Here is a 25,185-nt window from a genome sequence, read left to right as displayed (position 1 = left end):
TGACATCGTTTCGGCGGTAGCCGTGCGCAACCAAATGCAAACCATGTGCCAGATCTTCCCGACCTGTCCACATGCAAGGATTTCAAAGGCTTGCGGGACACCGCTTTGTTGCGGCGCGAAGGAAAGCGGCGGTTTTCCGCCACCCGGCAGTGGCGCAGCGGCAAAAAACCGCCGCAATCGCCTCAGGTTTCGCCGTCTTCGCGAATGCCCAGCCGGTCTATCTTTTCGCCGAGCGTGCGGCGGGGAATCTGCAGGCGGCGGGCCGCCTCGGCCTGGTTGCCGCCGGCCTCCCTGAGCGCGCGGCGGATGATGCCACTTTCGATCCGCGCCATGGTTTCGGCGAGGCCTGGCGCGCCGCCCTCGGGCACTTCGGTGCGGCCGGGTATGCCGTCGGAGAGGCCGAGGGCGAAGCGGGTCGCGAGGGACTTCAATTCGCGCACATTGCCCGGCCAGTCATGGGCGAGCAGGGCGCTCAGCACGGCATCCGGCAAGGGTCTCGGGGAAAGGCCGCTGCGCGCAGCTTCCTCGGCAGTAAAATGGCCGAACAGGGCTATGACGTCGTCACCGCGGTCGCGCAGCGGCGGCAGGCTCAGTTCGGAGGCGGCAAGGCGGTAGTAGAGGTCGGAGCGGAATTCGCCTTTCTCGCCCAGCGCCTTGAGGTCGGATTTCGTCGCGGCGACGAAACGCACGTCGAGCGGGCGCGGCGCGTTGTGGCCGAGCACCTCGACCTCGCGTTCCTGGATGACGCGCAGCAGCCGGGTCTGAAGGGCGAGCGGCATGGATTCGATCTCGTCGAGAAAGACGGTGCCGCCATTGGCGTAGACGAGGCGGCCCTCGCGGGCGCTGTCGGCGCCGGTGAAGGCGCCCTTGGCGTGGCCGAAAAGTTCGCTCTCGAAGATCGATTCCGGGATCGCCGCGCAGTTGATGGCTACGAAGGGTTTCGCGGCGCGCGGCCCCAAATCGTGCAGCAGGTGCGCGGCCACCTCCTTGCCGGTGCCGGTCTCTCCGTGGATCAGGACGTCGATATCGTGACCGGCAAGTTGCATCAGACGGTCTTTCATGCGCCGCATCGCGTCGCTTTCGCCGATCATGCGATTGTCGAGGCCGGACGCGCCGGCCAACTGTGCGCGCAGGCGGGCGAGTTCGCGCGACAGGCGGCTTTTCTCGCCGGCATTGCGCAGGACGGCTACGAGATGATCCGCGTCATAGGGCTTTTCGAGAAAATCATAGGCGCCGTCGCGCATGGCGGAGACCGCCATGGAGACATCGCCGTGGCCGGTCAGCAGGATGACCGGGATGCCGGCATGGCTTTCCGTCACATGGTGAAGGAGGGATATTCCGTCCTCGCCGGGCATGCGGATGTCGGTGACGACGATGTCGGCGCTTTCGCGGGAGAGTTTCGCCCTGGCCTCGGCGACGTCGGCCGCCGTTTCGACCGAAAAGCCGGAGAGCGTCAGCCATTCGGTGGCCGAGCGGCGGACCTCGGCCTCGTCGTCCACGAAGAGGATGCGCGTGTCGCTCATGCCGGGACAGCTTCCGTTTCGACCGGAGCCCCGGTCCGGGCGGCCGGCGTTGCGGGAAGGCGGATCAGCACCGCCGTGCCCTTGTCAGGCTCGCTCTCAATGCGCAGCGTGCCGCCGAAATCCTCGATGATCGAGGTCGAGATCGACAGGCCGAGGCCAAGGCCTTCCCCGGTTTCCTTGGTGGAGAAAAACGGTTCCGCTATGCGGGCGAGATCGTCCGACGCGATTCCGACGCCCGTGTCGGCAATGCGTATGGTCACCGTGCCGTCACCGGTCTCGGTGTTGACCGTGACGCGTCTCTCGGTGCGGCCGTCCACGGCGTCGAACGCGTTGATCAGGACATTGAGGAAGACCTGTTCCAGGCGGACCGGTCCGGCGCGCACGAAAATATCCTCCGCCCGCGCGCCGATTTCGATTTCGGCGTCGACGGCCCTGCGGCGCGGTTCGGCGAGGGCGATCGCGCCCTCGATGCAGGACTGGATATCGACATCGGAGAGTTGGCCGGCGTCGCGCCTTGCGAAGGTCTTCAGGTGTTTGACCATGCGTTGCATGCGGCGAACGGTCTCGCGGGCGTGATCGAGGGCGGACGCGGTGCGGGCGGTGTCGCCGGACTTCGTATGCACGCCTGCCGTCGCGAGCGTCATGTCCATGGCGGCAAGCGGTTGTGAAACCTCGTGGACGATCGCCGCCGACATGCGGCCAAGCGCGGCGAGCTTGGCGGATTGGACGAGGCTTTCCTGTGCGTCGCGCAGTTCCTCCTCGGTGCGTTTGCGCTCCTCGATTTCCTGGGCAAGTTCGGCCGTCCGGTCGGCAACCTTGGCTTCCAGCTCGGCGTTGCGGTCGAGCTTCATGCGCAGGATCGACTGGCGTTGGCGCATAATAACGAGAATGCCGGCAAGCAGAAGCGCGGCGGCGCCGGCCAGAACCGCGCCGGTCAGCGCGGAGCGAGTGACCGGCGCGAGTTGCGCGCGCCCGATCAGGGTCCAGCCGTTTTCTCCGACGGGCAGGAGCGACAGCATCGTGTCGCCGGCGACAACACGGCCCTTGTCGAGCGCTTCGCGGCCGAGATCCGGCGAATAGAGCGGCTTTGCGGCCTGCAGCTCGATGCCGGTATATTTGCGGCTGGCCTCGATGCGTCCGCGCGCCTCGCCGGAAAGGGCGGTTAAGGGGCGGTACTGCCAGTCCGGATCGCCGGACAGAAAGACGACGCCGTCGCGGTCCATCAGAGCGGTGCCGGGCGCGTTGTCGTGCCACGAGGCGGCGAAGGTCGTCATGTCGACCTTGACGACGATGACGCCGGTCTCGCTCTCGCCATCGATGCGAGAGGACAGGAAATAGCCGGGGCGACCTGTTGTCGCGCCGACGGCGTAGAACTGGCCCCTGCCGGTCTCCATCGCATCGCGGAAATACGGGCGGAAGCGGTAGTTCTGGCCGACAAAGGTCAGCGGCGTGTCATGGTTGGAGGCGGCAATGGTCAGGCCGGTGTCGTCGAGCAGGAACAGTTCGTCGGCATTCGTCTGGTCGCGAATGGTGGCGAGGAAGGTGTTGACCAGCGCGGCGCGGCCGGACGCGCCGGGGTCGTCGACGAGGGCGCGCAGGCGTTCGTCATGGCGCAAGACACGCGGCAGATTTCGGAAACGCTCGATTTCGCTGCCCAGCGACTGGCGGGCCAGCACGAGGTCGGCACGCTGGACATCCGCCAGTTCCCTGAACGCCGAACGATAGACCATCTGCCAGGTCATGAAACCGGCAAGAAGCGCCGCAAGGGCGATGGCGATGACGAACTGAAACTGGCGCACGCGGCACTACCGAACGATTTTGACAAAACCTAGATCTATCTTGTCCGAGAGACAACACGGCTGCGGTTTCAACCGCTTCGGTGCGCCAAAGCGTTTGAAAGCAAAGCAAAAAGCCACAATGCGCGTTGAAAGCACCTTTGCGCATTCCTATAACAGGTCAATGAGTACGCCGTCGGATGCGTCATCCGGCGGTTGTTTGCCATTTGAGAGGATATGAATGCCCTGGAGCAATCAGAACGGCGGAGGCGGCGGCCCTTGGGGCGGCGGTGGCAATAATGGCGGCAATGGCGGTGGCCCTTGGGGCCAGGGACCGCAAGGCCCGCGTGGACCGCAGCGTCCCGGCGGACAGCCGCCGGATCTCGAGGAAATCATCAAGAAGGGCCAGGATCGGCTGAAACGGGCGCTGCCCGGCGGGGGCGGCGCGAGCCCGGCTCTCTTCGGCCTGATCGCTATCGGCCTCCTGATCCTCTATGGCGTTCAGTCATTCTACCAGGTCGACACCGACGAACGCGCGGTCGAACTGTTGTTCGGCAAGCCGAAGACGGAATTGTCCGGACCTGGACTTCACTTCCATTGGTGGCCGATCGAAACCGTCGAGAAGGTTCAGATCGTCGAGAAGCAGATCGCCATCGGCGCCGGCGGCGCGCGGCAGGATTCCGGCCTGATGCTGTCCGGCGACCAGAACATCGTCGATGTGCAGTTCGCCGTTCTCTACTCGGTGATCGACCCGGCGGCCTATCTGTTCAACGTGGCTTCGCCCGACGAGATGGTCCGCCAGGTGTCCGAAAGCGCAATGCGCGAAATCGTCGGCCGCCGTCCGGCGCAGGACGTCTTCCGCGACAACCGTGCGGCGATCGCCGACGAGGTTCGATCCTCGATGCAGGCGACGCTCGACGAATACGGCGCGGGCATCCAGGTGAACACGGTGTCCATCGAGGATGCGGCACCGCCGCGTGAAGTGGCCGACGCCTTCGAGGAAGTTCAGCGCGCCGAGCAGAACGAGGACCAGTTCCGCGAAGAAGCGAACCAGTACTCGAACCAGAAACTCGGTCAGGCCCGAGGCGAGGCGGCGCAGATCCGAGAGGACGCATCCGCTTATGCAACGCGTGTCGTGCAGGAAGCCGAAGGTGAGGCGCAGCGCTTCATCTCGATCCACGAACAGTACCAGGCCGCGCCCGACGTGACGCGCAAGCGCCTCTATCTGGAAACGATGGAACGCGTTCTCGCCGATTCCAACAAGGTCATTCTCGACGAAGACGGCGAAAACCAGGGCGTCGTGCCCTATCTGCCGCTGCCTGAAGTCCAGAGCCGTCGAACGACCACCACGACCGGAGACGCACAGTAATGAACAGCAACCGTCTCACATTGCTCGGCATCCTGATCGCGATCGTGCTGATCGGGGTCTACGCCTCAATTTTCGTGGTCAATGAACGCCAGCAGGCGATCGTGCTGCGTTTCGGTGAAATCCAGGACGTGAAGACCGAGCCGGGCCTCTACTTCAAGGCGCCCTTCGCCTTTGCCGGTTTCGACACGGTGCAGATCATCGAGGACCGCGTGTTGCGGCTCGATCTCAGCGACCAGCCCCCGGTGCAGGTTTCCGGCGGCCGTTTCTACGAGGTCGATGCCTTCCTGACCTTCAAGATCACGGATGCGCGCAGGTTCCGCGAAACCGTCTCGGGCGATCTCAACTCGGCCGCCGCGCGTCTTCGCACGCGTTTCGACGCGGCGCTGCGCCGGACCTACGGCCTGCGCTCCTTCGAAGCGGCGCTTTCGGACGAACGGACCGAGATGATGCGCGAAGTGCGCGACCTGATCCGTCCCGACGCGCAGTCGCTCGGCCTGACGGTCGAGGATGTGCGTATCGTGCGGACCGACCTGACGGCGGAAGTCTCGCAGCAGACCTTCGACCGCATGAAGGCGGAGCGCCTTGCCGAAGCCGAGCGCATCCGTGCGCGCGGTCGTGAAACGGCCAGCCGCATTCGCGCCGTGGCGGATCGCCAGGTCATCGAGATCGTCGCCGAAGCGCAACGCGAGTCGGAGATCCTTCGAGGCGAGGGCGATGCGGAACGTAACCGCGTCTTCGCCGAGGCCTTCAACCGCGATCCGGAGTTCTTCGAATTCTATCGCTCGATGGCTGCCTATCAGCGGGCGATGGAGAATTCGGACACGACCATGGTCCTGTCGCCGAATTCGGAGTTCTTCCGCTACTTCAAGAATGCGACGGGAACGCCGCCCGCGGTCGCTCCCGCTCCGTCCGCGCCCGCACAATAGTGCCGACGTGACATGACGATATTTCTGACAGCCCTCGGTCTCATGCTTGTGATCGAGGGCTTTCTTTATGGCGGCGTGCCCGGTTTCGCCAAGCGCATGGCCGCGATCCTGCTGGAAACGCCGGACGAAATCCTGCGTCGCGCCGGGGTGACCGCGGCCCTTCTCGGGCTTGTGGTGATATGGCTCGCGCATTTCCTGTGAGATCACGATTTTCACAAAGCGGCCACGCTTGTCACTTATGCGTGACTGTCCTGTTGTGCGGGACGCGGCGGGCTTTATGTTTCGCCGCAGACAAGGCGGCAATCGCGCTGCCGCACAAGCGGTATTCCATGGAGGCAACCCGATGGCATTCGATACTATGGTCCTGAAGCCGGCGCGCATGGCCGGCGTTTTCGCCCTGTCGCTGGCGATCACGGCGGGCGCCGCCGTTCTGCCCGGCGGCATGGCGATGAACGCCCGTGCGCAGGAAGGCCCGGCTTCCGTGGCGGACCTGTCGGCGCGGCTCATCGATTCCGTCGTCAATATCTCGACCTCGCAGACCGTCGGCGGCGATGACCGCAACGTCCCGCGCCCGCAATTGCCGGAGGGGTCGCCTTTCCAGGAGTTCTTCGACGAATTCTTCGACCAGCAGCCGGAAGGAGGGCCGCCGCGTTCGCGCCAGGTGCAGTCGCTCGGCTCGGGCTTTGTGATCGATGCCGAGGGCATCATCATCACCAACAATCACGTCATCGAGGATGCCGACGAGGTCAGCGTCAACTTCAATGACGGGACCAAGATCGAGGCCGAGATTATCGGCCGCGACCAGAAGACCGACATCGCCGTTCTGCGGATCGATCCGGGCGACAAGGAGCTGAAGGCCGTTTCGTTCGGCGATTCGGAAACTGCGCGGGTCGGCGACTGGGTGCTGGCGATTGGCAACCCGTTCGGCCTCGGCGGGACGGTGACGCTGGGTATTGTGTCGGCCATCGGCCGCGACATCAATTCCGGGCCTTACGACAACTTCATCCAGACCGACGCCGCGATCAACCGCGGCAATTCCGGCGGCCCTCTGTTCAACATGCAGGGCGAGGTCATCGGCATCAACACGGCGATCATTTCGCCGTCGGGCGGGTCGATCGGCATCGGTTTCTCGGTGCCGGCCGAACTGGCGCGGAACGTCATCGACCAGCTGATCGAGTTCGGCGAGACGCGGCGCGGCTGGCTGGGCGTGCGCATCCAGACCGTGACGGACGAGATCGCCGAAAGCCTCGGCATGGACCGCGCGGATGGCGCGCTGGTGGCGGGCGTCATCAAGGGCGGACCTGTCGATGACGGCTCGATCGAACCGGGCGACGTCATCATCGAATTCAATGGCCGGCCGATTGCGACGACACGCGAATTGCCGCGCATCGTCGCCGATACGCCGGTGGGCCAGGAAGTCGATGTCGTGGTGATCCGCAAGGGCGAGCGCAAGACCGTCAAGGTAACGCTCGGCCGGCTGGAAGACAGCGAAGAACTCGCCATGGCGCCGGACGCGACGGATGACGAGGATCAGGCGGCCGACATGCCGGCGACGATCGAGATGTTCGGCATGACGCTTGCCGAACTGGACGAAACGGTGCGCGAGGCGCAGGACATCGACGAAAGCGTCGAGCGCGGCGTGGTGGTGATGGAGGTCGCACAGGATTCGGCAGCGGCGGAGAAAGGCATCCAGCCCGGTGAAACGATCGTGGAAATTGCCCAGGAAGTGGTGTCCACGCCGCAGGAGGTGGTCGAGGCCATCGACAAGCTCAAGGCGGACGACCGGCGCAATGCGCTTCTGATGCTGGCGGCGAAGACCGGCGAGTTGCGCTTCGTCACGATCCGGATCGACTGAGGTCCGGGCAAGATACGACAAGGGGGCAGGCCATGAACACGCAGAAAGTCGCGCTCGTCACGGCGGGCGGCAGCGGAATGGGCGCGGACGCGGCACGTCGTCTCGCCTCGGACGGCTTCAAGGTCGCGATCCTGTCGTCGTCGGGCAAGGGCGAGGCGCTCGCCGAAAGCCTCGACGGATTTGGCGTTACCGGATCGAACCAGTCGCTCGATGATCTCAAGGCCCTTGTCGATGGCGCGATGGAGCGCTGGGGCCGTATCGACGTGCTGGTGAATTCGGCCGGTCACGGGCCGAAGGGACCGGTGCTCGAACTGACGGACGAGGACTGGCACAAGGGCCTCGATGTCTACCTGCTCAACGTCATTCGGCCGACGCGGCTGGTTACGCCGCTGATGCAGGCGCAGGGCGGCGGATCGATCATCAATATCTCGACTTTCGCGGTCTTCGAGCCCGATCCGCTGTTCCCGACCTCCGGCGTCTTCAGGGCGGGGCTCGCATCGTTTACGAAGCTCTTTGCCGACAAATATGCCGGCGACAATATCCGCATGAACAATGTCCTGCCGGGCTTTATCGACAGCCTGCCGGAAACCGACGAGCGGCGTGCGCGTATTCCGCTTGGCCGTTACGGCCGGGCCGGTGAGGTGTCGTCGCTTGTTTCGTGGCTTGCGTCCGAGGATGGCGGCTACATGACCGGCCAGAACCTGCGCATCGATGGCGGCCTGACCCGCTCGGTCTAGCGCTTCTGCCAGTCCCGCGCAGTGATGCGATAGCAGACGTGGCGCTTGAGATCGGGATGGGTGTCGGGGATCTTCACATAGTCGAAATCGCTGGCCGCATCGCGCTTCAAGCCGATTCGCTCCATCACGGCGGTCGAGCGGTGGTTGTCATGCACGGCGAAGGAGACGATCTCCGGCAGGTCCAACTCTGAAAATCCGTATTCGAGCGCGGCGAGCGCCGCTTCGGTCACATAGCCCCGGCCCCAGAAGGGCTTGGCCAGCCGCCAGCCGATTTCCACCGTTCCCGGCGGGAAATGCGGTTCGACGTCGCCGACATGCAGGCCGCAGAAGCCGATGCACTGGCCGGTTTCCCGCAATTCCAGGGCCGGAAAGACGATCCCTTCCTCCTGGTCCTTCAACAGCTTGTCGAGGAACGCGTCCGCCTCCTCGCGCGTGCGGCGGAAGGGGAAGTACTCCATCACCTCGGGATCGGAATTGATCTCGAAAAAGAGGTCACGGTCGCGCTCCTCCCACGGACGCATGACGAGCCGCTGCGTCTCGATCGGTCTCACCGCGCGAACTCGTCGCGGCGATAGCCCTGGATATAGAGGAGGGCGGTCAGGTCGTTGTGGTCGATGCGGATATCCGCCTGGGCGGCGACCGCGGGCTTGGCGTGCAGCGCGACGCCGGTGCCAGCGAGGCCGAGCATGGACAGGTCGTTCGCGCCGTCGCCGACCGCGATGGCGTCCGCCGGTTCGAGCCCGAGCCGACCGGATATTTCCATCAGGGCATCGGCCTTGGCCTGACGGCCGAGGATGGGTTCGACGACCTCGCCGGTGAGCTTTCCGTCGGCCTGCGCGAGCCGATTGGCGCGGTTTTCCTGAAAGCCGATCTGTTCCGCGATGCGGCTGGTGAAATCGACGAAGCCGCCGGAGACGAGCGCGCACCAGGCGCCATTCGCCTTCATGGTGGCGACGAGTTCGCGTCCGCCCGGCATCAGCCTGATACGCGTCGCGATGACATGGTCGATGACGGAAACCGGCAGGTCCTTGAGAAGGCCGACGCGCTCGCGCAGCGCGCCCTCGAAACCGATCTCACCGTTCATGGCGCGGGCGGTGATCGAGGCGACATAATCTCCGACACCGGCCTCGTCCGCCAGTTCGTCGACGCATTCCTGCTGGATCATGGTGGAGTCCATGTCGGCGATCAGGATCTTCTTGCGGCGCGCATCGGGCGCGATGACCTGTATGGCGGCATCGACGGGCGTTTCTTCGAACATGCCGGCGATATTCGCGGCAAGCGCGGTCCTGTCGGCATCGGCGAGCGGCACGGGAGAGCGGATGTCGGCGACATGCGCTTCCGCCAGCCAGACGATTTCGGTTTCGGGCAGCAGCGCGGCGACGGCGGCGACCGCATCGTCGTCGAGCGTGCCTTTGTCGGGATTGGCAATCAGGGTGACGATGGTGTTCATGGGGGCAGAGGCGCAATCGCGATGGAGTGAAGGAATTGGCGAGCGAGGACCGGTATCCGCGCGCGGTGTTGATAGCCGGGCCGACGGCGAGCGGCAAGTCGGCGCTCGCGCTGCAAAAAGCGGCGGAAACCGGCGGGGTGATCGTCAACACGGACTCCATGCAGGTCTATGATGTGCTGCGGGTTCTGACCGCGCGGCCATCGGATGAAGACCTCGCGCGTGCGCCGCATCGCCTCTACGGGCATGTCGCGCCGAATGAGGCCTATTCGACCGGACGCTGGCTTGAGGATGTGCGGGCCGTGATCGCCGATCCGGAGGTCGCTGGTCGGACGCTCGTCTTTGCCGGCGGGACGGGCCTCTATTTCCGCGCGCTGACGCAGGGGCTTTCGCCGATGCCCGACATACCGGACCCGGTCAGGGCGCGCTGGCGCGACCGGCTGGCGGAGGAAGGCGCGGAGAAACTGCACAGCATGTTGCGGCAGGAGGACCCAAAGGCCGCGATGTCGATCGGTCCCGGAGACGGTCAGCGTATCGTGCGGGCACTGGAAGTACGCGAAGCGTCGGGCCGGTCGATACTCGACTGGCAGGCGGAAGCCGGCGAACCCCTTATCGATGTTAGCCGCGCGGAACGGATCGTGGTGATGCCGGCGCGTGAAATCCTCTACCGGAACATCGAGCGCAGGCTCGACCGGATGGTCGGGGAAGGCGCGCTGGAGGAGGCGCGGGCCTTGCTGGAATTGGGCCTCGATCCGGCCATGCCGGCCATGAAAGCAATCGGCGTGCGAGAATTTTCAGGCGTTCAGGAGGGCCGAATCCCGATTGAGGACGCCCTCGTTCTGGCGAAAACCGCGACGCGCCAATATGCCAAACGGCAAATGACATGGTTTCGCAATCAGTTAGGCGACGGATGGAAGACGGTGACGGAGCCGTGACCGGTCGGCGGATAAAGTATTCCGTGTATATGTAAGACTTACTAAACCGACGCGTTTAACGGGCATGCAACCCGCGCCAAGTATTTCTTCGCCAGAAACACTTGGCTGGGTGCAATGCGCTTCCATCGTTCCGAAATGTCCTTCATGGGGTATTTGCTGCTGCTGATCGGTGCGGCGGCCTGTGCCTTCTGGGCGAACGATGTGGTGTTTGGCGCGGTAGGCGGCGCTGAAGACAGCGACATGGCTCTCGGCATGGTGGCGCTGCGCGTGCAGCTTGGATTGCTGTGCGCGGCGATCGTCGTCGGCCTTTTTCACTTCTACCCGCTGATCCGCAAACAGGCGCGCGAACACGTCCACTGGCGGCAGATCGCCGAGTCGCTGACCATGAAGACCCACACCTTCCAGCGTGCGGCGCTCACGGATCCGATGACCGGGCTTCAGAACCGTCGCTATTTCGACGACGCGCTCGCCCAGTACATGGAGGAGTTCTCCCGGATCGGACGCCCGCTGGGCATCATGATCCTCGATATCGACCACTTCAAATCGATCAACGACACGCATGGTCACGATGTCGGGGACGAGGTGATCAAGGGGCTGGCGAACACCATCAGGGACTATACGCGCCATCACGATATCGCCGCGCGAATCGGCGGCGAGGAGTTCGCGGTGGTCGCGCCGAATGTCGGGATCGCCGAACTCGACAAGATGGCGAACCGGCTGCGGCTGGCGGTCTCGAACCTGGTGTTCAATCTCGGCGGCAATGTCCGGCTGAAGATCACGATCAGCGTAGGTATCGCGCTGTGGGACGGCGAGGAGACCGGCTCCGCGCTCTACAAGCGCGCCGACGAAAACCTTTACGAAGCCAAGCGCGGCGGCCGCAACCGCGTCTGCGCCTGATTTATCCCGCCCGAAATACTTACGCCGGATAGAAGCGGCCTCGAACAAAGGTGCGGTGGTGTGCAGGCCCGTTGCGGGCGTGTCGCTACTTGCGGAAGCGGTTGACGAGATCGCGGGCCGATCCGCCACCCGATGACGATGGAGCGGGCTTCGGTGCCTCGGCAGGCACGGGCCTTGTGAACCGGTCGCGGCCGCCATGCAGCGACCCTTCCTCGGTGAACAGGCGCGCGAGTTCTTCGCGATCCGGAATTGTCCTGCGGTTCGTCGGGTCGTGCGGTTCCGGTTCCGTCGCGCCCGAGGGCGCCACGCCGGGCGCGTGGAGCGTCGGCCGCTGTTCCGATGCGGGCGCATCGCCGAGCGGCTGGTTGACGGCGGCGAAGTTGTCGTAGATCTCGTCCGGCCCGCCATGCATGCCACGCGGGAAACGCATCTTCTGGATCACGTCGCCGACATCGACCGTTGCCTCGCCGTTTTGAACGGCGACCTGTTCATCCATGAGATGGTTGCCCGGCAACTGCGCCGCGGTGACCTTCTCGAAGGTCATGCGCATCGGCGTCGAGACGCCCTGACCGAATGCGATGGCCTCGCGGTTTGCCAAAGAGGGCAGGAAATTGATCGCGGAGCGGGACGAACCGGCGATGGCCTTGCGCATGATTTCCTGGTCGCGCTCGTTGCCGAGACGCATGGAAAAGAAGGTGTTGCACTGGGACAGGATGGTTTCGTCCAGTTCGCCGGGGCGTTGCGAGACGATGCCGAGATAGACGCCGTATTTACGGCCTTCCTTGGCGATGCGGGCGATTGCCGCACGGGTCGGCGCGAAGCCGGCGGACTTGTCGGTCGGGATATAGCGGTGGGCTTCCTCGCAGACGACGAGCGTCTGGATCTGCGATTTCGACCAGATGGCGAGATCGAAGGCGAGGCGGCACAGAACCGACGCGACCGAGTTGACGATTTCCGACGGCATGCCGCTCATCTGGAAGGCCGTGATCGGCCTGCCGTTGGCGGGTACGCGGAAGATCGTCGAGATCACCTCGGTGATGTTGTCCTCGATCGTCTTGTTGGCGAACATGAAGCGGTAGCGCGGATCGTTGACGGCGGCGTCGATGCGGCTCTTCAGCGCCTTGAGGAACGGGCGTTCGACACGGCCGTCGAGCATGCCTATGCGATCCTCGATCAGGTTCATCAGGTCGGAAATACGATAGGGAACAGGCGTATCGGAGGTCACGGCCGTGGAATCATGGGTCTTGCGCAGGCTCGGCTGACCGTTGCCCTTGAACTGCATCTTGGCGAGCGGGATCAGCTCGCGCAGCGCATCGACCTCTTCCGGGATGGGCGGCCTGCCGCGGAACAGGACCTCCGCGAACTCCTCCAGCCGGAACAGCCAGAACGGCAGGTCGAGCGCCGTGTCGTTGATGGTGATCGCGAGGTCGGGGAAGGCGGAGGAGAATTCGTTGTGCGGATCGAGGATCAGGATGCGCACATCGGGACGGGTCTCGACGATCTTGCGCAGAAGCAGGGTCACGGCGGTCGATTTGCCGACGCCGGTGGTGCCGACAACGGCGAAGTGGCGGGAAATCAGGCTGTCGATGGAGATCAGCGCCGGAATCTCGTTGTTCTGGGACAGGAACCCGATCGGGATCGCGCGTTCGTCGCTGTTCTCGTAGATCGCCGCGAGGTCGCCGATGCGAATGCGGTGCGCGACCGCGCCGAGATGCGGATAGGAGGAGATGCCGCCGGTGAAACGCGCCCGGCCACGGTCATCCTCGACGATTTCGCCGACAAGCTCCACGTGAATGTGGATCATGTTGGGATCGTCCTTGTTCCAGGTGCCGGAACTGGTGTCGACCTTGAAGAGCATGCCGACAGTGCGGTTGTCGCCGACGCGGATGGTGATCAGCTGGCCGACCGCCCAGTAGTCCTCACTGGCGCTGTCGCCCTTGCCGGCGAGGGCCGCGATGACCGCATGCGTGCCGTCGCAGGACACGACGAAACCCTCGGTGCGATTGCGCTTCGCAACGTGGGTATTTTCGGTGAGCCCTAATCCGGCTTCGACCGGCGTGTTTTCCATGATGGTTGGTCCCGCCTCCTGGAGGGCGCATAGTCGCGGATCGAAGTTAAGGAATGGCTACGCAGGAAGGTGTACTTGACTGCAATTGGCGGCGGACATATTGTCCGCGCGATGACGAAGATCATTCTCGTAGTACGACCGCGTATGGGCAGGGCGATGTAATCGCCCGGCGAATGCACCCATGCGCGGAAGACACAAGGCTCCTGAGGGGGCCTTTTTTATTGCACCCCCTCTCCAAAAACATCATTAGGTCTCCAAAGCGACAAGGTGGCGAGACGCCGAAGACGGGAACAGGAACATGAATGCGAATGCCAAGGCGGGCGAACAACGGGAAATGACCGGCGCCGAGATGGTGATCCAGGCGCTGAAGGATAACGGGGTCGAGCATATTTTCGGCTATCCGGGCGGCGCCGTCCTTCCGATCTATGACGAGATTTTCCAGCAGGACGACGTGCGGCACATCCTGGTGCGCCATGAGCAGGGCGCGGGCCACGCAGCCGAAGGCTATGCACGCTCGACCGGCAAGCCGGGCGTCATGCTCGTGACCTCCGGCCCCGGCGCGACCAATGCGGTGACGCCGCTGCAGGATGCGCTGATGGATTCCATCCCGCTTGTCTGCATCACCGGCCAGGTTCCGACGACTCTGATCGGCTCCGACGCCTTCCAGGAATGCGACACGGTCGGCATTACGCGGCCCTGTACGAAGCACAACTGGCTGGTCAAGGATGTTAACGATCTGGCGCGCGTGCTGCACGAGGCGTTTCGCGTCGCGACGACCGGCCGGCCCGGCCCCGTCGTCGTCGACATTCCGAAGGACGTGCAGTTCGCGACAGGTATCTACCAGTCGCCGGAAGTCGCCGAGATGCGGCTGAGCTACCAGCCGAAACTCTCCGGCGACGAGCAGATGATCGAGGCGGCGGTCGAGATGCTGGCATCCGCGAAACGGCCGATCATCTATTCGGGCGGCGGGGTGGTCAATTCCGGCCCGGAGGCGAGCCGGCTGCTGCGCGAACTGGTCGATTTGACCGGATTTCCCATTACCTCGACGCTGATGGGTCTCGGCTCCTACCCGGCGAGCGGGGAGAACTGGCTCGGCATGCTGGGCATGCACGGCACTTACGAAGCCAATATGGCGATGCATGACTGCGATGTCATGATCAATATCGGCGCGCGTTTCGACGACCGCATCACCGGCCGGATCGACAAGTTCGCGCCGAACGCCCGGAAAATCCACATCGACATCGATCCCTCCTCGATCAACAAGGTGATCCATGTCGATATCGGCATCATCGGCGATGTCGCGCGGGTGCTCGAGGACATGGTCCGCATCTGGCGCGCCTCGTCTGGCGCTGGCGACAAGGCTGCGCTCGACAGCTGGTGGGCGCAGATTTCCAAGTGGAGGGCGCGCAACTCGCTGGCCTATTCGCCGAACAAGGACGTGATCATGCCGCAATATGCGATCCAGCGGCTCTACGAAGCATCGCAGCGGGCGGGCAAGGAGACCTTCATCACCACGGAGGTCGGCCAGCACCAGATGTGGGCGGCGCAGTTCTTCGGCTTCGAGGAGCCGAACCACTGGATGACCTCGGGCGGGCTCGGCACGATGGGGTACGGGCTGCCGGCGGCGCTCGGCGTCCAGATCGCGCATCCCGACGCCCTGGTCGTGGATATCGCCGGGGACGCCTCGGTGCTGATGACGATCCAGGAAATGTCGGCGGCGGTGCAGCACAATGCGCCGATCAAGATCTTCATCCTGAACAACCAGTATATGGGCATGGTGCGCCAGTGGCAGCAATTGCTGCATGGCAACCGGCTGTCGAACTCCTACACGGAAGCGCTGCCGGACTTCGTCAAGCTGGCAGAGGCCTATGGCTGCGTGGGCATGCGCGCGGAGAAGCCGGACGAGCTGGACGATGCGATCGACGCGATGATCGCGTCCGACAAGCCGGTGATCTTCGATTGCCGCGTGGCCAATCTCGCCAACTGCTTCCCGATGATTCCGTCGGGCAAGGCGCATAACGAGATGCTGCTGCCGGACGAGGCGACCGACGAAGCCGTGGCGAACGCCATCGACGCGGAAGGAAAGGCGCTCGTCTGAGCGCCTTTCGGAGCCCATGCAGAAATCCCCGCCCGGCCTTTTCGACTACACGCTGCTCATCGCGCTCGCGCTGATGTGGGGCGCGGCGTTCCTGTGGTCGAAAATCGCGGTCGCCGAAGTCGCGCCGGTCACGATCACGCTGGCGCGCCAGTCGATCGCGGCGGTGCTGCTGGTCGGGTTCGCGATCGGTGCGCGGCGCTGGTTCGTGCCCACGGCGCGGGATCATCTGTTCATGATCATCTGCGCGCTGGCGGGCACCGTCGTGCCGTTCACGCTGATCAATTGGGGCGTCGAGGTGATCGACAGCGGCCTGGCCTCGATCCTGATGGGCTCGATGCCGCTGACCGTGCTGGTCATGGCGCATTTCCTGACCCCTGACGAGAAGATGAGCCTGCCGAAGGTCGGCGGCGTCATCCTTGGCCTGATCGGCCTCGGGATCCTGTTCTGGCCGCAATTGCAGGCCGGGTTCGGCGAGGACCTGATCCGGCAGCTGGCCGTTCTCGGCGCGGCGTTCGCCTATGCCGTCAACGCGCTTTCGACCAAGCAGCTCGTGCGCCATCCGCCGATGGCGCTGATCGCCTATATCTCGCTGTGGACGCTCGCGATCCTGGTGCCGATGGTGTTCCTGTTCGATGCGCCGATCCCGACGAGCCTTTCGGCGCATGTCGTGTTCGCCCTTGCTGGGCTGGGTGTCATCTCGTCTGCCGCCGGCGCGCTTGTCATGGTCACGATCATTCGCCGGCAGGGCGCGACCTTCTTCGGCCAGATCAACCTGCTGATCCCGATTGCCGGCGTCATGCTCGCCGTCATCTTTCTCGGCGAACGTCCGGGCCTCAATGCGCTCGCGGCACTCGCCGTCATTTTCTGCGCCCTTTTGGTGGCGCGTATCAAACCGTCTGCGAAGACACCCATGCCTCAGGAGAGCCATCCATGAATGCACGCCACCAGGCCACCGGATCGGCCTATTTCATCGCCAAGGAAACCGAGCGCCCCGAAACGCATACGCTGTCGGTCGTTGTTGACAACGAGCCGGGTGTGCTGGCCCGCGTGATCGGTCTGTTTTCGGGCCGCGGCTACAATATCGAAAGCCTGACGGTCTCCGAGACCGAGCACGAGAAGCACATTTCGCGTATCACCATCGTGACGCGGGGCACGCCGCATGTCCTCGAGCAGATCAAGGCGCAGCTCGAGCGTATCGTTCCGGTGCACCGCGTTGTCGACCTGACCGTCGTGGCGCATGAGCTCGGCCACGAAAAGCCGCTCGAGCGCGAGCTGGCGCTGGTCAAGGTGGCCGGTTCCGGCGAACACCGCGTCGAGGCGCTGCGGCTTGCCGACGCCTTCAAGGCCACCGTCATCGACGCCAATATCGAGCATTTCATCTTCGAGGTGCGCGGGCGGACATCGACGATCGAGCAGTTCATCGCGATCATGGCGCCGCTCGGTCTCGTCGAGGTCTGCCGCACGGGCGTCGCCGCGATGACGCGCGGCCCGGAAGGGATGTAGAGTGGACGTGTCCGTTCGCCCGGAGCCGAACCCCGGCGAGATTCTGCTCGACGGTCATATCGATGTGCCGGAAGAGCGCCTCGCGGCGGTTTCGGCGGCGTTGCCGGACCATATCGAACTGACCCGCGAGGAGCCGGGCTGCCGCTATTTCAGCGTCACGGCCTGCCCGGATGTGACGGGGCGGTTCCTGGTCTCCGAGATCTTTGCCGACCAGACCGCATTCGAGGCGCACCAGACGCGGATGAAGGTCTCGGCCTGGGCGGACGTGACAAGGGACATTCCCCGCCAATACAAAATCCGCACGGCCTGACAGGCCGTGCCGGGCTTCACCGGTCTTACCTTTCTTTAATGGCGCCTAAATCGGTCACTCGTCAGCGCCGGCTTTCCGATAGACCGAGACATGCATCGTGCTGGATGCATCGAAGGGGCGGCGGTCCCATCCGCCCCAGCGGTGGTCGAGCGTCATGCCGGCCAGCCGCGCCATCAGATCGATCTCGCTCGGCCATGCGTAGCGCATCGGCAAGGGGATCAGTTGCATGCCTTCCTCAGTAATCCTGATCCGCTGCATTTCGAGAAGCTGACGGACCGGATCGTGCAATGCCGCCTCGATCCAGACCGATGACATGTCGAGCCTTCTCGTCGTCGTCCGCTGGCCGTCCCTGAACCAGGAAAGATCCGGTACGAAGGTTTCAACCAGAAATGTACCACCCGGTGCCAAGCATTTGGCCGTGTTGTGAAAACAGCGGATCTGGTCTTCCTGCGTCTGCAGGTTGAACAGGGTGTTGAACACCAGAAAGGCATGGTCGAACGGGCCATCGATATCGACGTCGGCAATATCGCCAATGGCAACATCGATCGCGTCGCCGCCGGGCTTGCCGCGCATGATCTCGACCATCTCGGGCGAACCCTCGATTCCGGAGACCTTGTGGCCTTTTGCAGCCAGCGGCAGGGCGATGCGACCTGTGCCGATGGCGAGTTCCAGGATCGCGCCTTCGCCGGCAAGCTCCGAGATCAGCGCGACCGTTTCCGCGGTCGTGCCGGGATCGTGCAATTGGTCGTAGTCGGCAGCGTTCAACTCGCCGAATGTCGATGCGGTAAAGCCTTCCATTTCACCTGTCCGGGTCCCGTTTTCGCGGCTGCATTTGATGCGGCCGCCAAACTGGCAGGGGGCGATGAAGATCACAAGTCAGCGGCTTTGGAATGTAAATGCCGCTGCCCGACGGAACGCTATGGCGGCGCCGGAACGAATCCGGTACAGCCAACGCCATGAAATTCTCCCCGCAGCAAGACGACGCGCTCAACGCGGTGGCGCAGTGGCTCAAGAACGGCGACCGGCAATTGTTCCGGCTGTTCGGCTATGCCGGCACCGGCAAGACCACGCTGGCGCGCCATTTCGCCGAACATGTCGACGGGCATGTGCAGTTCGCGGCGTTCACCGGCAAGGCGGCGCAGGTGCTGCGCTCGAAAGGCGCGTCGAACGCCAAGACGATCCACTCTCTGATCTACCGGCCGCGCGGCGAAGAGGCGATCTCGGACGAGACCACCGGCAAGACCTCTATGTCGCCGACATTCTCGCTCAATCGCCAAAGCGACATCGCCAAGGCGAAGCTGGTGATCGTCGACGAATGCTCGATGGTGGACGAGAACCTCGGGCGCGACCTGATGAGCTTCGGCACGCCGATCCTGGTTCTGGGCGATCCGGGGCAGTTGCCGCCAATCTCGGGCGGCGGTTTCTTCACGGAGGCGGAGCCCGATTTCCTGCTTACCGAAATCCACAGGCAAGCGGCGGAAAACCCGATCATCCGGCTGGCCATGGATGTGCGCGCCGGCAAGGAGATCATGCATGGCGATTACGGGACGACGCAGATCATCGCGAAGGGCGATGTCGATGCGGACCTGGTTCTCGCCGCCGACCAGGTGCTTGTCGGCATCAACCGGACGCGCCGGCGCTACAATCAGCGGCTTCGCCAACTGAAGGATTTTACCGCGACCTATCCGCAGGCCGGCGACAAGCGGGTCTGCCTGCGCAACGACCCGGCGAAGGGGCTGCTCAACGGTTCGCTCTGGAAGGTGATGACGGCGTCGAAGGAAACGGTGAAGCCGGGCATCAACCTGCTGGTCTCGCCCGACGACGGCGACACGGATCGCGGAGTCGCCAAGATCAAGCTGCTCAAGGCGTCATTCGACGCGCCGGAGGACGATATCCCCTGGCAGACCAAGAAGCGCTACGACGATTTCGACTATGGTTACGCGCTTACCGTGCACAAGGCGCAGGGCTCGCAGTGGGACGACATCGTGCTGTTCGACGAGAGCTTTGCGTTTCGGGACATGAGAAGCCGCTGGCTCTACACGGGCATCACACGTGCTGCAAATTCACTGACCATCGTTAAGTGATTTACAATTCTTTCATCATATAGGTCCGCCAGCGCAGATCTACTTAGAGTTGAAGGTACCCGTGTCCGCGTTCGCAACCTTTTCCGGCCTCCTGTTGCAGGCGACTGGCCCTTCGGCCGTCGTGCAGACACCTGACGCCTCGACACCGGTTGCGGGTTCCTTCGGCCTCCAGTTCCTGGTGCACGCGGCATTCATCTGGGTGGCGCTGATCATCATCTGCCTGATCGTATTCGCGTACAGGAAGATGCGCGGAAGCGAAAAGGCCACTTCCCCGCAGATGTACCAGAAGGACCTGGACGAGATGCGCAGGGGCGGCAGGGGACACTGAGCCCTTTTTTTACGTGCCAAGCGGCGCGGAAATCTCGAACAGCACCGCCGTCGCGTCATCGCTCGGCTTCATGCGCGGGTGAAGCCGCCCGTCGGGGTCCTCGCGGCGCTCGATATTGCGGAGACGCGAACCGAGCACCGACAGGCCATCGCGTTTCGCGGCCCTGATGAACTCGTCCGGTTCGAATATCCCGTAATTCGATGCCAGAGCGGCGAAGCCGTCGGTGCACAGAAGGCCGGTCATGGGCAGGCGATCCGGCAGGGGCGCGGAGACCAGGTGATCGGCGGCTTGCGGCACGGAGCCGAGCGTCCAGACGGGGCCTGAGGGCGTGTTGAAGGTGCCGCGCAGCGACCTCTCGCGGGCGAGGAGGGCCGGATCGTCGATGAGCCGGGGGAGGTTCGACAGGCCTCCGCACCTTTCGATGACCGCGCGGGCGGCCTCGCGTTCCAGATCGGCATTGCCGGGCAGGGCGCTGTGGGCAACGGTAACGCCGTCACCGTCGGTGAGAAAGAGTGTGCAATCGCCCAGCCCGTGGGTGACGATCCTGTTTTCCTCGATCCGGATCATCTGGAACCCCGCGATCGGAAGGTTCCAGGCCGGCATGTCGCGCCCCTTGGCCGCGAAAGCGACGATCCTGCGGGCGAGCGCATTGGTGGAGCGGACGATATCCGCCATGGCGCGGCCCGGCATGATCATTTCCTCGAAATGGACCTTCGCGAAGGTGGCGAGCCAGGCGGCATCGCTGTCGTGGCGACCAACGACGAAATCCGGGCCGAGGCCGGTCGCCCCGTCGATGACGAAGGCGCATTGCGCCGTCCATCCCAACTGGTCCTCGTTGGGGCGGCTTTCGGAGCCCGGAAGGCTTAGCGAATCGAGGATCGACAGCGTCAGCATGGGGGGCGATAGAGCGCGGGATTGTTGCAGCGGTTTGACAGGCTTCCATGCGCGGTGGCGCATTCCTCCAATTTTTCTCGTAGCGTGCGAATGCAACGAATACCGAGCAGCGGCGTTCCATATCGCGACAGAAACGGAGACGTCGATCATGCTCAAATGGATTCTGATCCTTCTCATCGTCGCGGCCATTGCCAGCCTGCTCGGTTTTCACGGCGTTGCCGGTGTTGCCGGGACCCTGGCGCGAGTCCTGATCTTCATCGTCCTGGTCGTTCTGGCTCTGGCGCTGCTGTTCGGACTGATCGCGGTCGCCTGACGCGATCGCTCTGCCGGGATTGAACCGGAGACAATTTAGCGGGCGCGTATGTCTTCCAAATCCTGAACGGATGACATACGCCTCGCCTGTTCGACCGATCGGGTGAGAATGCCATGCCTGCCAAATTGTCCGTCAATCTGAACGCCATCGCGATGCTGCGGAACCGGCGCGACCTGCCATGGCCGAGCGTGACCGGCCTCGGACGCATTGCGCTTGAAGCCGGCGCGCATGGTCTCACCGTGCATCCGCGGCCGGACCAACGCCATATCCGCTTCACCGACCTGCCGGACATCCGGGCGCTGATCGATGACGAGTTTCCGGATGCGGAGTTCAACATCGAAGGCTATCCGAGCGGCGATTTCCTCGCGCTTGTCGAGAGGACGGAACCGGAGCAGGTGACCCTCGTGCCTGACGATCCGGAGCAGCCGACCTCCGATCACGGATGGGATTTCGTCGCCAATCTCGACATGCTGAAAGCGATCGTCGCTCGGCTCAAGAAATCAGGCGCGCGCGTGTCGCTGTTTTGCGACCCGGACGCGGATGCCGAACAACTCGGCGCGGCGAAAGCCACCGGCGCCGATCGCATCGAACTCTATACCGGGCCTTACGGCGCCTGCCATGAGGACCCCAAAAAGGCCGCTGCGCTTGTCGAAGTTCTCGGCCGGACGGCGGATGCGGCGCATGATCTGGGCCTCGGCGTCAATGCCGGCCACGACCTGACGGTCGAGAATTTGCCGGCGCTGGCGAAAAGGCTGCCGGCGCTTGCCGAAGTTTCCATCGGTCACGGGCTGACGGCTGACGCGCTCGAATACGGGATGGCCGGCGCCGTGACGCGGTTTCTCGGCGCGCTGGGCCGATAGCTCAAAAGTGTTCACCGGCCTTGAACGGGCCGACGCGCATGCTCGCCGCGATGAGATAGGCGGTCGACCAGCCGATCAGCAGGAAACCATTGACGCTCTCGAGCGCCGCCAGCATGCGCCATTCCTGGCTCGTGATGACATCGCCATAGCCGACCGTGGAGAAGGTTGCCGTGGAGAAGTAAAGCGCGGTTTCGAAGTCGCCGAAAACGCCGAGCGCGAAATAGCAAACCGCCCATAGCCACACTTCGACCGTGAGAACGGCGAAGATTCCGATGACGACCGTGTTCATGGCGAGCAGGCGGCTGCGGCGCCCATCGATGCGCAGCTTGCTGGTCAGCCAGTTCATGCCATGCGTGACCCAGATGAGGCCGAAAGTGTGAATGACGACCGTCAGCGAAATGATCAGCGTGCCGAGTACGAGATTTGCGATCATTGGCGGTTCTTATCCAAGCAGCATTGCAAGTCAATCTGACTTCGCATGCCCTGCGAAACCTTGCCGCAACGGAAAGAACCCGTTCACCATTTGCGGGTAGGCTTTGGCCGCGAATCCAAGGAGATCGCCATGCTACAGCGCCTATTTTCTCGCGGCGCGCCTCGTGAGCGCATCGAACACGCGACCGCGCACGGCGCCGAGACCGAGCAACAAGAGGTACTGCGCGAGCGCAGTACCGCGATTCTCGAGAGGCTCGAGCGCAAGCAGGAAGAGGCCGAGAAGGCCGAACTGGCGCGGCGGCTCGCGGAGCGTGAAGCCGCGGAACGTGAAGAGCATGAGGCGGCCGAGCATGAAGCCGCCGAGCGCGAGAACTACGAAGTTGCCGGGCAAGCGGCGCAGGATAATCAGTCCGAAGACGATGTCGATCGCGACGACGCGGTTGCGGAGACGGACGAGCAGGCTCCCGTTTTCGGTGAGGACGACGATGCACCGGCAATGATGGCTGACGCCATCGACGATGCGCCGGATGTGGCGTTCGACGACAGGCCACAGGATTTCGAGGCCGACCCCGAACCGGCAGAGCTGGACGCGGCCGACGGCGCCTTCGCCGGGCAAGAGGAACCTGTCGCCGAAACGGCGGCGCCGCCGGAAAACGATGCGGTTCCGGCGGAAAACCATCGCGAAACGGATGACCTGTTCTCGGACAGCGAGCCGCTTCGGCCGGTTATCCTGCCCCACACCATATCCAACCTGCCGGGCGAGGATGGAGCCGTGCATTCGCATGCCGGCCATGCCGCGTCGAGCGATGATCCGGAAGTCCATGAGCAATTGCGGCGCAAGGCCGAAGAGGCCAGGGAGCGGATCGCCAAGCGGCTGAAAGCCATGAAGGACGAGGAAGAGGCCAAGGCTGCGTCTGGCCGTCTCGATTTCGGCGAAGACACGCCGCCGATCGCGCCCGGTCTCGACGAGGACAACTGACATCCATCACATCGCACGGGGCGCTTGACGGCGGCAGTCTGCGGCTGTAAATGACCCGAACCGTACCGTACGGTACTTGTTTGGATTGCCGCGTATGCTTGCTCCGAAAACCATGGAAACGACTTCAGCCGACGACGGCGCGGAGAGCTTCGGCCCGCGCCAGACGGACGTGCTGCAAGCGGCGCTGGCGCTGCTTGTCGAGGGTGGCGACAAGGGGCTGACAACCGCGCGGCTGGCGCGGGCCGCGAATTGCTCGAAGGAAAGCCTCTACAAGTGGTTCGGCGACCGCAACGGCCTGCTCGAGGCGATGATCACCTATCAGGCATCGAAAGTGCGGATCGCGGCATTGCCGCGGGTCAAGCCGAGCGCGGAGGAGTTTCGCCACCAACTCGCCGGCTTCGCCAGCGATCTGCTGACCGTGCTGTCCGGGCCGACTTCGCTTGCCCTCAACCGGCTGTCGATCGGCGAGGCGGGGCGCGAAGGCGCGCAACTCGGCGGGTTGCTGATCGAGCGCGGACGCCGCGCCATCGAAAACCGCGCCATGCGCCTGCTGGATGCCGGCCGCGACGCTGGGCTGATCGCGTTCGACAATCGCGACGCGGCGTTCAATGCGCTTTACGGCCTGATCGTCGGCGACATGCATGTGCGCATGCTGCTCGGCGACGCCGTGCCGCTGATCGCCGATGCGTCGGCGCTCGATACCCAGGCGGCGCGTGCCGTCGACCAGTTCTGGCGGCTCTACGGGGTCGCGGAGGAGACTAACCCGAATACAAACTGAACACGTCAAGGGAAGGAACCGATCATGCGTGTCTATTACGATCGCGACGCCGATCTTAATCTCATCAAGTCGAAGAATGTGGCCATTATCGGCTACGGATCACAGGGCCGCGCGCACGCGCTGAACCTGAAGGACTCCGGTGCACAGAACGTGGCCGTTGCGCTGCGCGAAGGCTCGGCGACCGCGAAGAAGGCCGAGGCCGATGGCTTCAAGGTCATGTCCGTGGCGGAAGCCGCCGGCTGGGCCGACCTGATGATGATGGCAACGCCGGACGAATTGCAGGCAGGCATCTACAAGGAGCATATCGCGGCGAACATCCGCGACGGTGCGGCGATCGCCTTCGCGCATGGCCTGAATGTCCATTTCGGCCTGATCGAGCCGAAGTCGTCGGTCGACGTCGTCATGATCGCACCGAAGGGCCCCGGCCACACCGTGCGCGGCGAATACCAGAAGGGCGGCGGCGTGCCGTGCCTGATCGCCGTCCATCAGGACGCATCCGGCAATGCGCATGACCTCGCGCTTTCCTATGCCTGCGGCGTCGGCGGCGGCCGCTCCGGCATCATCGAAACCAACTTCCGCGAAGAATGCGAGACCGATTTGTTCGGCGAGCAGGTTGTCCTGTGCGGCGGTCTGGTCGAACTGATCCGCGCCGGCTTCGAGACGCTGGTGGAAGCCGGCTATGCGCCGGAAATGGCCTATTTCGAGTGCCTGCACGAAGTGAAGCTGATCGTCGACCTCATCTACGAGGGCGGCATCGCCAACATGAACTACTCGATCTCCAACACGGCCGAGTGGGGCGAGTACATGTCGGGTCCGCGCATCATCACCGAAGACACCAAGGCCGAGATGAAGCGCGTCCTCAAGGACATCCAGTCCGGCCGCTTCACCTCGGAGTGGATGCAGGAATGGCATTCGGGCGCGGCACGCTTCAAGGCCACCCGCCGCCTCAATGACGAGCACCCGATCGAGCAGGTCGGCGAAAAGCTGCGCGGCATGATGCCGTGGATCAAGTCGAACGCGCTGGTCGACAAGGAAAAGAACTAGGTCTCGCGCGAAGCGTGGCCTGAGTGCTAA

At 63.9% G+C, this 25,185-nt stretch carries 26 protein-coding genes; 18 read left to right on the top strand and 8 right to left on the bottom strand.

Annotated features, from left to right (window positions below):
- Positions 1–182: 182 nt before the first annotated feature.
- Together LC343_RS03055 and LC343_RS03050 are read right to left on the bottom strand one after the other, a co-directional pair.
- Complete coding sequence (locus tag LC343_RS03055; protein ID WP_223475617.1) at positions 183–1,523, bottom strand: sigma-54-dependent transcriptional regulator; 1,341 nt, start codon at positions 1,521–1,523, stop codon at positions 183–185.
- Positions 1,520–3,322: a sensor histidine kinase gene (locus tag LC343_RS03050; protein ID WP_223475616.1), complete on the bottom strand. Its 1,803-nt coding sequence runs from the start codon at positions 3,320–3,322 to the stop codon at positions 1,520–1,522. The genes LC343_RS03055 and LC343_RS03050 overlap by 4 nt, the downstream gene beginning before the upstream one ends.
- A gap of 217 nt (positions 3,323–3,539) precedes the next feature.
- On the opposite strand from LC343_RS03050, the gene hflK reads away from it, so the two are divergent.
- From hflK to LC343_RS03025, 5 genes are all read left to right on the top strand, one after another.
- Positions 3,540–4,667 (top strand): FtsH protease activity modulator HflK, encoded by a 1,128-nt coding sequence (gene hflK, locus LC343_RS03045; protein WP_223475615.1) that lies wholly within the window; start codon positions 3,540–3,542, stop codon positions 4,665–4,667.
- On the top strand, positions 4,667–5,593 hold the full coding sequence (gene hflC, locus LC343_RS03040) for a protease modulator HflC (RefSeq protein WP_223475614.1): 927 nt from the start codon (positions 4,667–4,669) through the stop codon (positions 5,591–5,593). Before hflK ends, hflC begins: the two co-directional genes overlap by 1 nt.
- Before the next feature lie 12 nt (positions 5,594–5,605).
- Positions 5,606–5,794: a DUF2065 domain-containing protein gene (locus LC343_RS03035; RefSeq protein ID WP_223475613.1), complete on the top strand. Its 189-nt coding sequence runs from the start codon at positions 5,606–5,608 to the stop codon at positions 5,792–5,794.
- 142 nt (positions 5,795–5,936) lie between these two features.
- On the top strand, positions 5,937–7,448 hold the full coding sequence (locus LC343_RS03030; RefSeq protein WP_223475612.1) for a Do family serine endopeptidase: 1,512 nt from the start codon (positions 5,937–5,939) through the stop codon (positions 7,446–7,448).
- Positions 7,449–7,480: 32 nt separating this feature from the next.
- Positions 7,481–8,185, top strand: a complete 705-nt coding sequence (locus tag LC343_RS03025) for an SDR family oxidoreductase (RefSeq protein ID WP_223475611.1) — start codon at positions 7,481–7,483, stop codon at positions 8,183–8,185.
- On the opposite strand, the gene LC343_RS03020 is transcribed toward LC343_RS03025, so the two are convergent.
- Both LC343_RS03020 and serB read right to left on the bottom strand, forming a co-directional pair.
- A complete protein-coding gene (locus tag LC343_RS03020; RefSeq protein ID WP_223475610.1) occupies positions 8,182–8,736 on the bottom strand; it encodes a GNAT family N-acetyltransferase in 555 nt (184 codons plus the stop codon). The two genes, LC343_RS03025 and LC343_RS03020, sit on opposite strands and share 4 nt — an antisense overlap.
- Entirely contained in the window at positions 8,733–9,635 is a 903-nt protein-coding gene (serB, locus tag LC343_RS03015; RefSeq protein WP_223475609.1) for a phosphoserine phosphatase SerB, read from the bottom strand. Before serB ends, LC343_RS03020 begins: the two co-directional genes overlap by 4 nt.
- 35 nt (positions 9,636–9,670) lie before the next feature.
- Here serB and miaA point away from each other — a divergent pair, with 35 nt between their 5' ends.
- Positions 9,671–10,567: a tRNA (adenosine(37)-N6)-dimethylallyltransferase MiaA gene (gene miaA, locus LC343_RS03010; RefSeq protein WP_223475608.1), complete on the top strand. Its 897-nt coding sequence runs from the start codon at positions 9,671–9,673 to the stop codon at positions 10,565–10,567.
- Between the two features lie 144 nt (positions 10,568–10,711).
- Complete coding sequence (locus LC343_RS03005) at positions 10,712–11,464, top strand: GGDEF domain-containing protein (RefSeq protein WP_223475607.1); 753 nt, start codon at positions 10,712–10,714, stop codon at positions 11,462–11,464.
- A gap of 85 nt (positions 11,465–11,549) precedes the next feature.
- Here the strand turns inward: LC343_RS03005 and LC343_RS03000 are convergent, their stop codons facing one another.
- Positions 11,550–13,532 carry an ATP-binding protein gene (locus LC343_RS03000; RefSeq protein ID WP_223475606.1) on the bottom strand — a complete coding sequence of 661 codons (1,983 nt, stop codon included), beginning with the start codon at positions 13,530–13,532 and terminating at the stop codon, positions 11,550–11,552.
- A 298-nt stretch (positions 13,533–13,830) separates the two neighbouring features.
- On the opposite strand from LC343_RS03000, the gene LC343_RS02995 reads away from it, so the two are divergent.
- From LC343_RS02995 to LC343_RS02980, 4 genes are read left to right on the top strand one after another with little or no spacing between them, the layout of a single operon-like run.
- A complete protein-coding gene (locus tag LC343_RS02995) occupies positions 13,831–15,630 on the top strand; it encodes an acetolactate synthase 3 large subunit (RefSeq protein ID WP_223475605.1) in 1,800 nt (599 codons plus the stop codon).
- 16 nt (positions 15,631–15,646) lie between these two features.
- Positions 15,647–16,564: a DMT family transporter gene (locus LC343_RS02990; RefSeq protein WP_223475604.1), complete on the top strand. Its 918-nt coding sequence runs from the start codon at positions 15,647–15,649 to the stop codon at positions 16,562–16,564.
- On the top strand, positions 16,561–17,133 hold the full coding sequence (gene ilvN, locus LC343_RS02985) for an acetolactate synthase small subunit (RefSeq protein ID WP_223475603.1): 573 nt from the start codon (positions 16,561–16,563) through the stop codon (positions 17,131–17,133). The genes LC343_RS02990 and ilvN overlap by 4 nt, the downstream gene beginning before the upstream one ends.
- A 7-nt stretch (positions 17,134–17,140) precedes the next feature.
- Positions 17,141–17,443: a putative quinol monooxygenase gene (locus LC343_RS02980; RefSeq protein ID WP_223475602.1), complete on the top strand. Its 303-nt coding sequence runs from the start codon at positions 17,141–17,143 to the stop codon at positions 17,441–17,443.
- A gap of 54 nt (positions 17,444–17,497) precedes the next feature.
- Here the strand turns inward: LC343_RS02980 and LC343_RS02975 are convergent, their stop codons facing one another.
- Positions 17,498–18,241 carry a class I SAM-dependent methyltransferase gene (locus LC343_RS02975; protein WP_223475601.1) on the bottom strand — a complete coding sequence of 248 codons (744 nt, stop codon included), beginning with the start codon at positions 18,239–18,241 and terminating at the stop codon, positions 17,498–17,500.
- A 158-nt stretch (positions 18,242–18,399) separates the two neighbouring features.
- Here LC343_RS02975 and LC343_RS02970 point away from each other — a divergent pair, with 158 nt between their 5' ends.
- Positions 18,400–19,527 carry an ATP-dependent DNA helicase gene (locus LC343_RS02970; RefSeq protein ID WP_223476099.1) on the top strand — a complete coding sequence of 376 codons (1,128 nt, stop codon included), beginning with the start codon at positions 18,400–18,402 and terminating at the stop codon, positions 19,525–19,527.
- Between the two features lie 61 nt (positions 19,528–19,588).
- Positions 19,589–19,855, top strand: coding sequence for a hypothetical protein (locus LC343_RS02965; protein WP_223475600.1), 267 nt, complete (start codon positions 19,589–19,591; stop codon positions 19,853–19,855).
- Positions 19,856–19,864: 9 nt separating this feature from the next.
- Here LC343_RS02965 and LC343_RS02960 read toward each other — a convergent pair whose 3' ends face one another.
- A complete protein-coding gene (locus LC343_RS02960; RefSeq protein WP_223475599.1) occupies positions 19,865–20,812 on the bottom strand; it encodes a hypothetical protein in 948 nt (315 codons plus the stop codon).
- A gap of 85 nt (positions 20,813–20,897) precedes the next feature.
- On the opposite strand from LC343_RS02960, the gene LC343_RS02955 reads away from it, so the two are divergent.
- Together LC343_RS02955 and LC343_RS02950 are read left to right on the top strand one after the other, a co-directional pair.
- Positions 20,898–21,062: a DUF1328 domain-containing protein gene (locus LC343_RS02955; protein ID WP_223475598.1), complete on the top strand. Its 165-nt coding sequence runs from the start codon at positions 20,898–20,900 to the stop codon at positions 21,060–21,062.
- A 113-nt stretch (positions 21,063–21,175) separates the two neighbouring features.
- On the top strand, positions 21,176–21,922 hold the full coding sequence (locus LC343_RS02950; protein WP_223475597.1) for a pyridoxine 5'-phosphate synthase: 747 nt from the start codon (positions 21,176–21,178) through the stop codon (positions 21,920–21,922).
- A 1-nt stretch (position 21,923) separates the two neighbouring features.
- Here the strand turns inward: LC343_RS02950 and LC343_RS02945 are convergent, their stop codons facing one another.
- Entirely contained in the window at positions 21,924–22,355 is a 432-nt protein-coding gene (locus LC343_RS02945; RefSeq protein ID WP_223475596.1) for a potassium channel family protein, read from the bottom strand.
- A gap of 129 nt (positions 22,356–22,484) precedes the next feature.
- Here LC343_RS02945 and LC343_RS02940 point away from each other — a divergent pair, with 129 nt between their 5' ends.
- From LC343_RS02940 to ilvC, 3 genes are all read left to right on the top strand, one after another.
- Complete coding sequence (locus LC343_RS02940) at positions 22,485–23,333, top strand: hypothetical protein (RefSeq protein ID WP_223475595.1); 849 nt, start codon at positions 22,485–22,487, stop codon at positions 23,331–23,333.
- Between the two features lie 94 nt (positions 23,334–23,427).
- Complete coding sequence (locus LC343_RS02935; RefSeq protein WP_223475594.1) at positions 23,428–24,111, top strand: TetR/AcrR family transcriptional regulator; 684 nt, start codon at positions 23,428–23,430, stop codon at positions 24,109–24,111.
- A 24-nt stretch (positions 24,112–24,135) separates the two neighbouring features.
- The gene (gene ilvC / locus LC343_RS02930) at positions 24,136–25,155 is read left to right on the top strand and encodes a ketol-acid reductoisomerase (protein ID WP_223475593.1); all 1,020 of its coding nucleotides are present in this window, start codon (positions 24,136–24,138) and stop codon (positions 25,153–25,155) included.
- The last annotated feature ends 30 nt before the right edge of the window (positions 25,156–25,185 follow it).

This window comes from Oricola indica, assembly GCF_019966595.1.
GTDB classification, from domain to species: Bacteria; Pseudomonadota; Alphaproteobacteria; order Rhizobiales; family Rhizobiaceae; genus Oricola; species Oricola indica.
The sequence above is the reverse complement of the archived record's forward strand: the minus strand, read 5'-3'. Positions and strand labels throughout refer to the sequence as shown.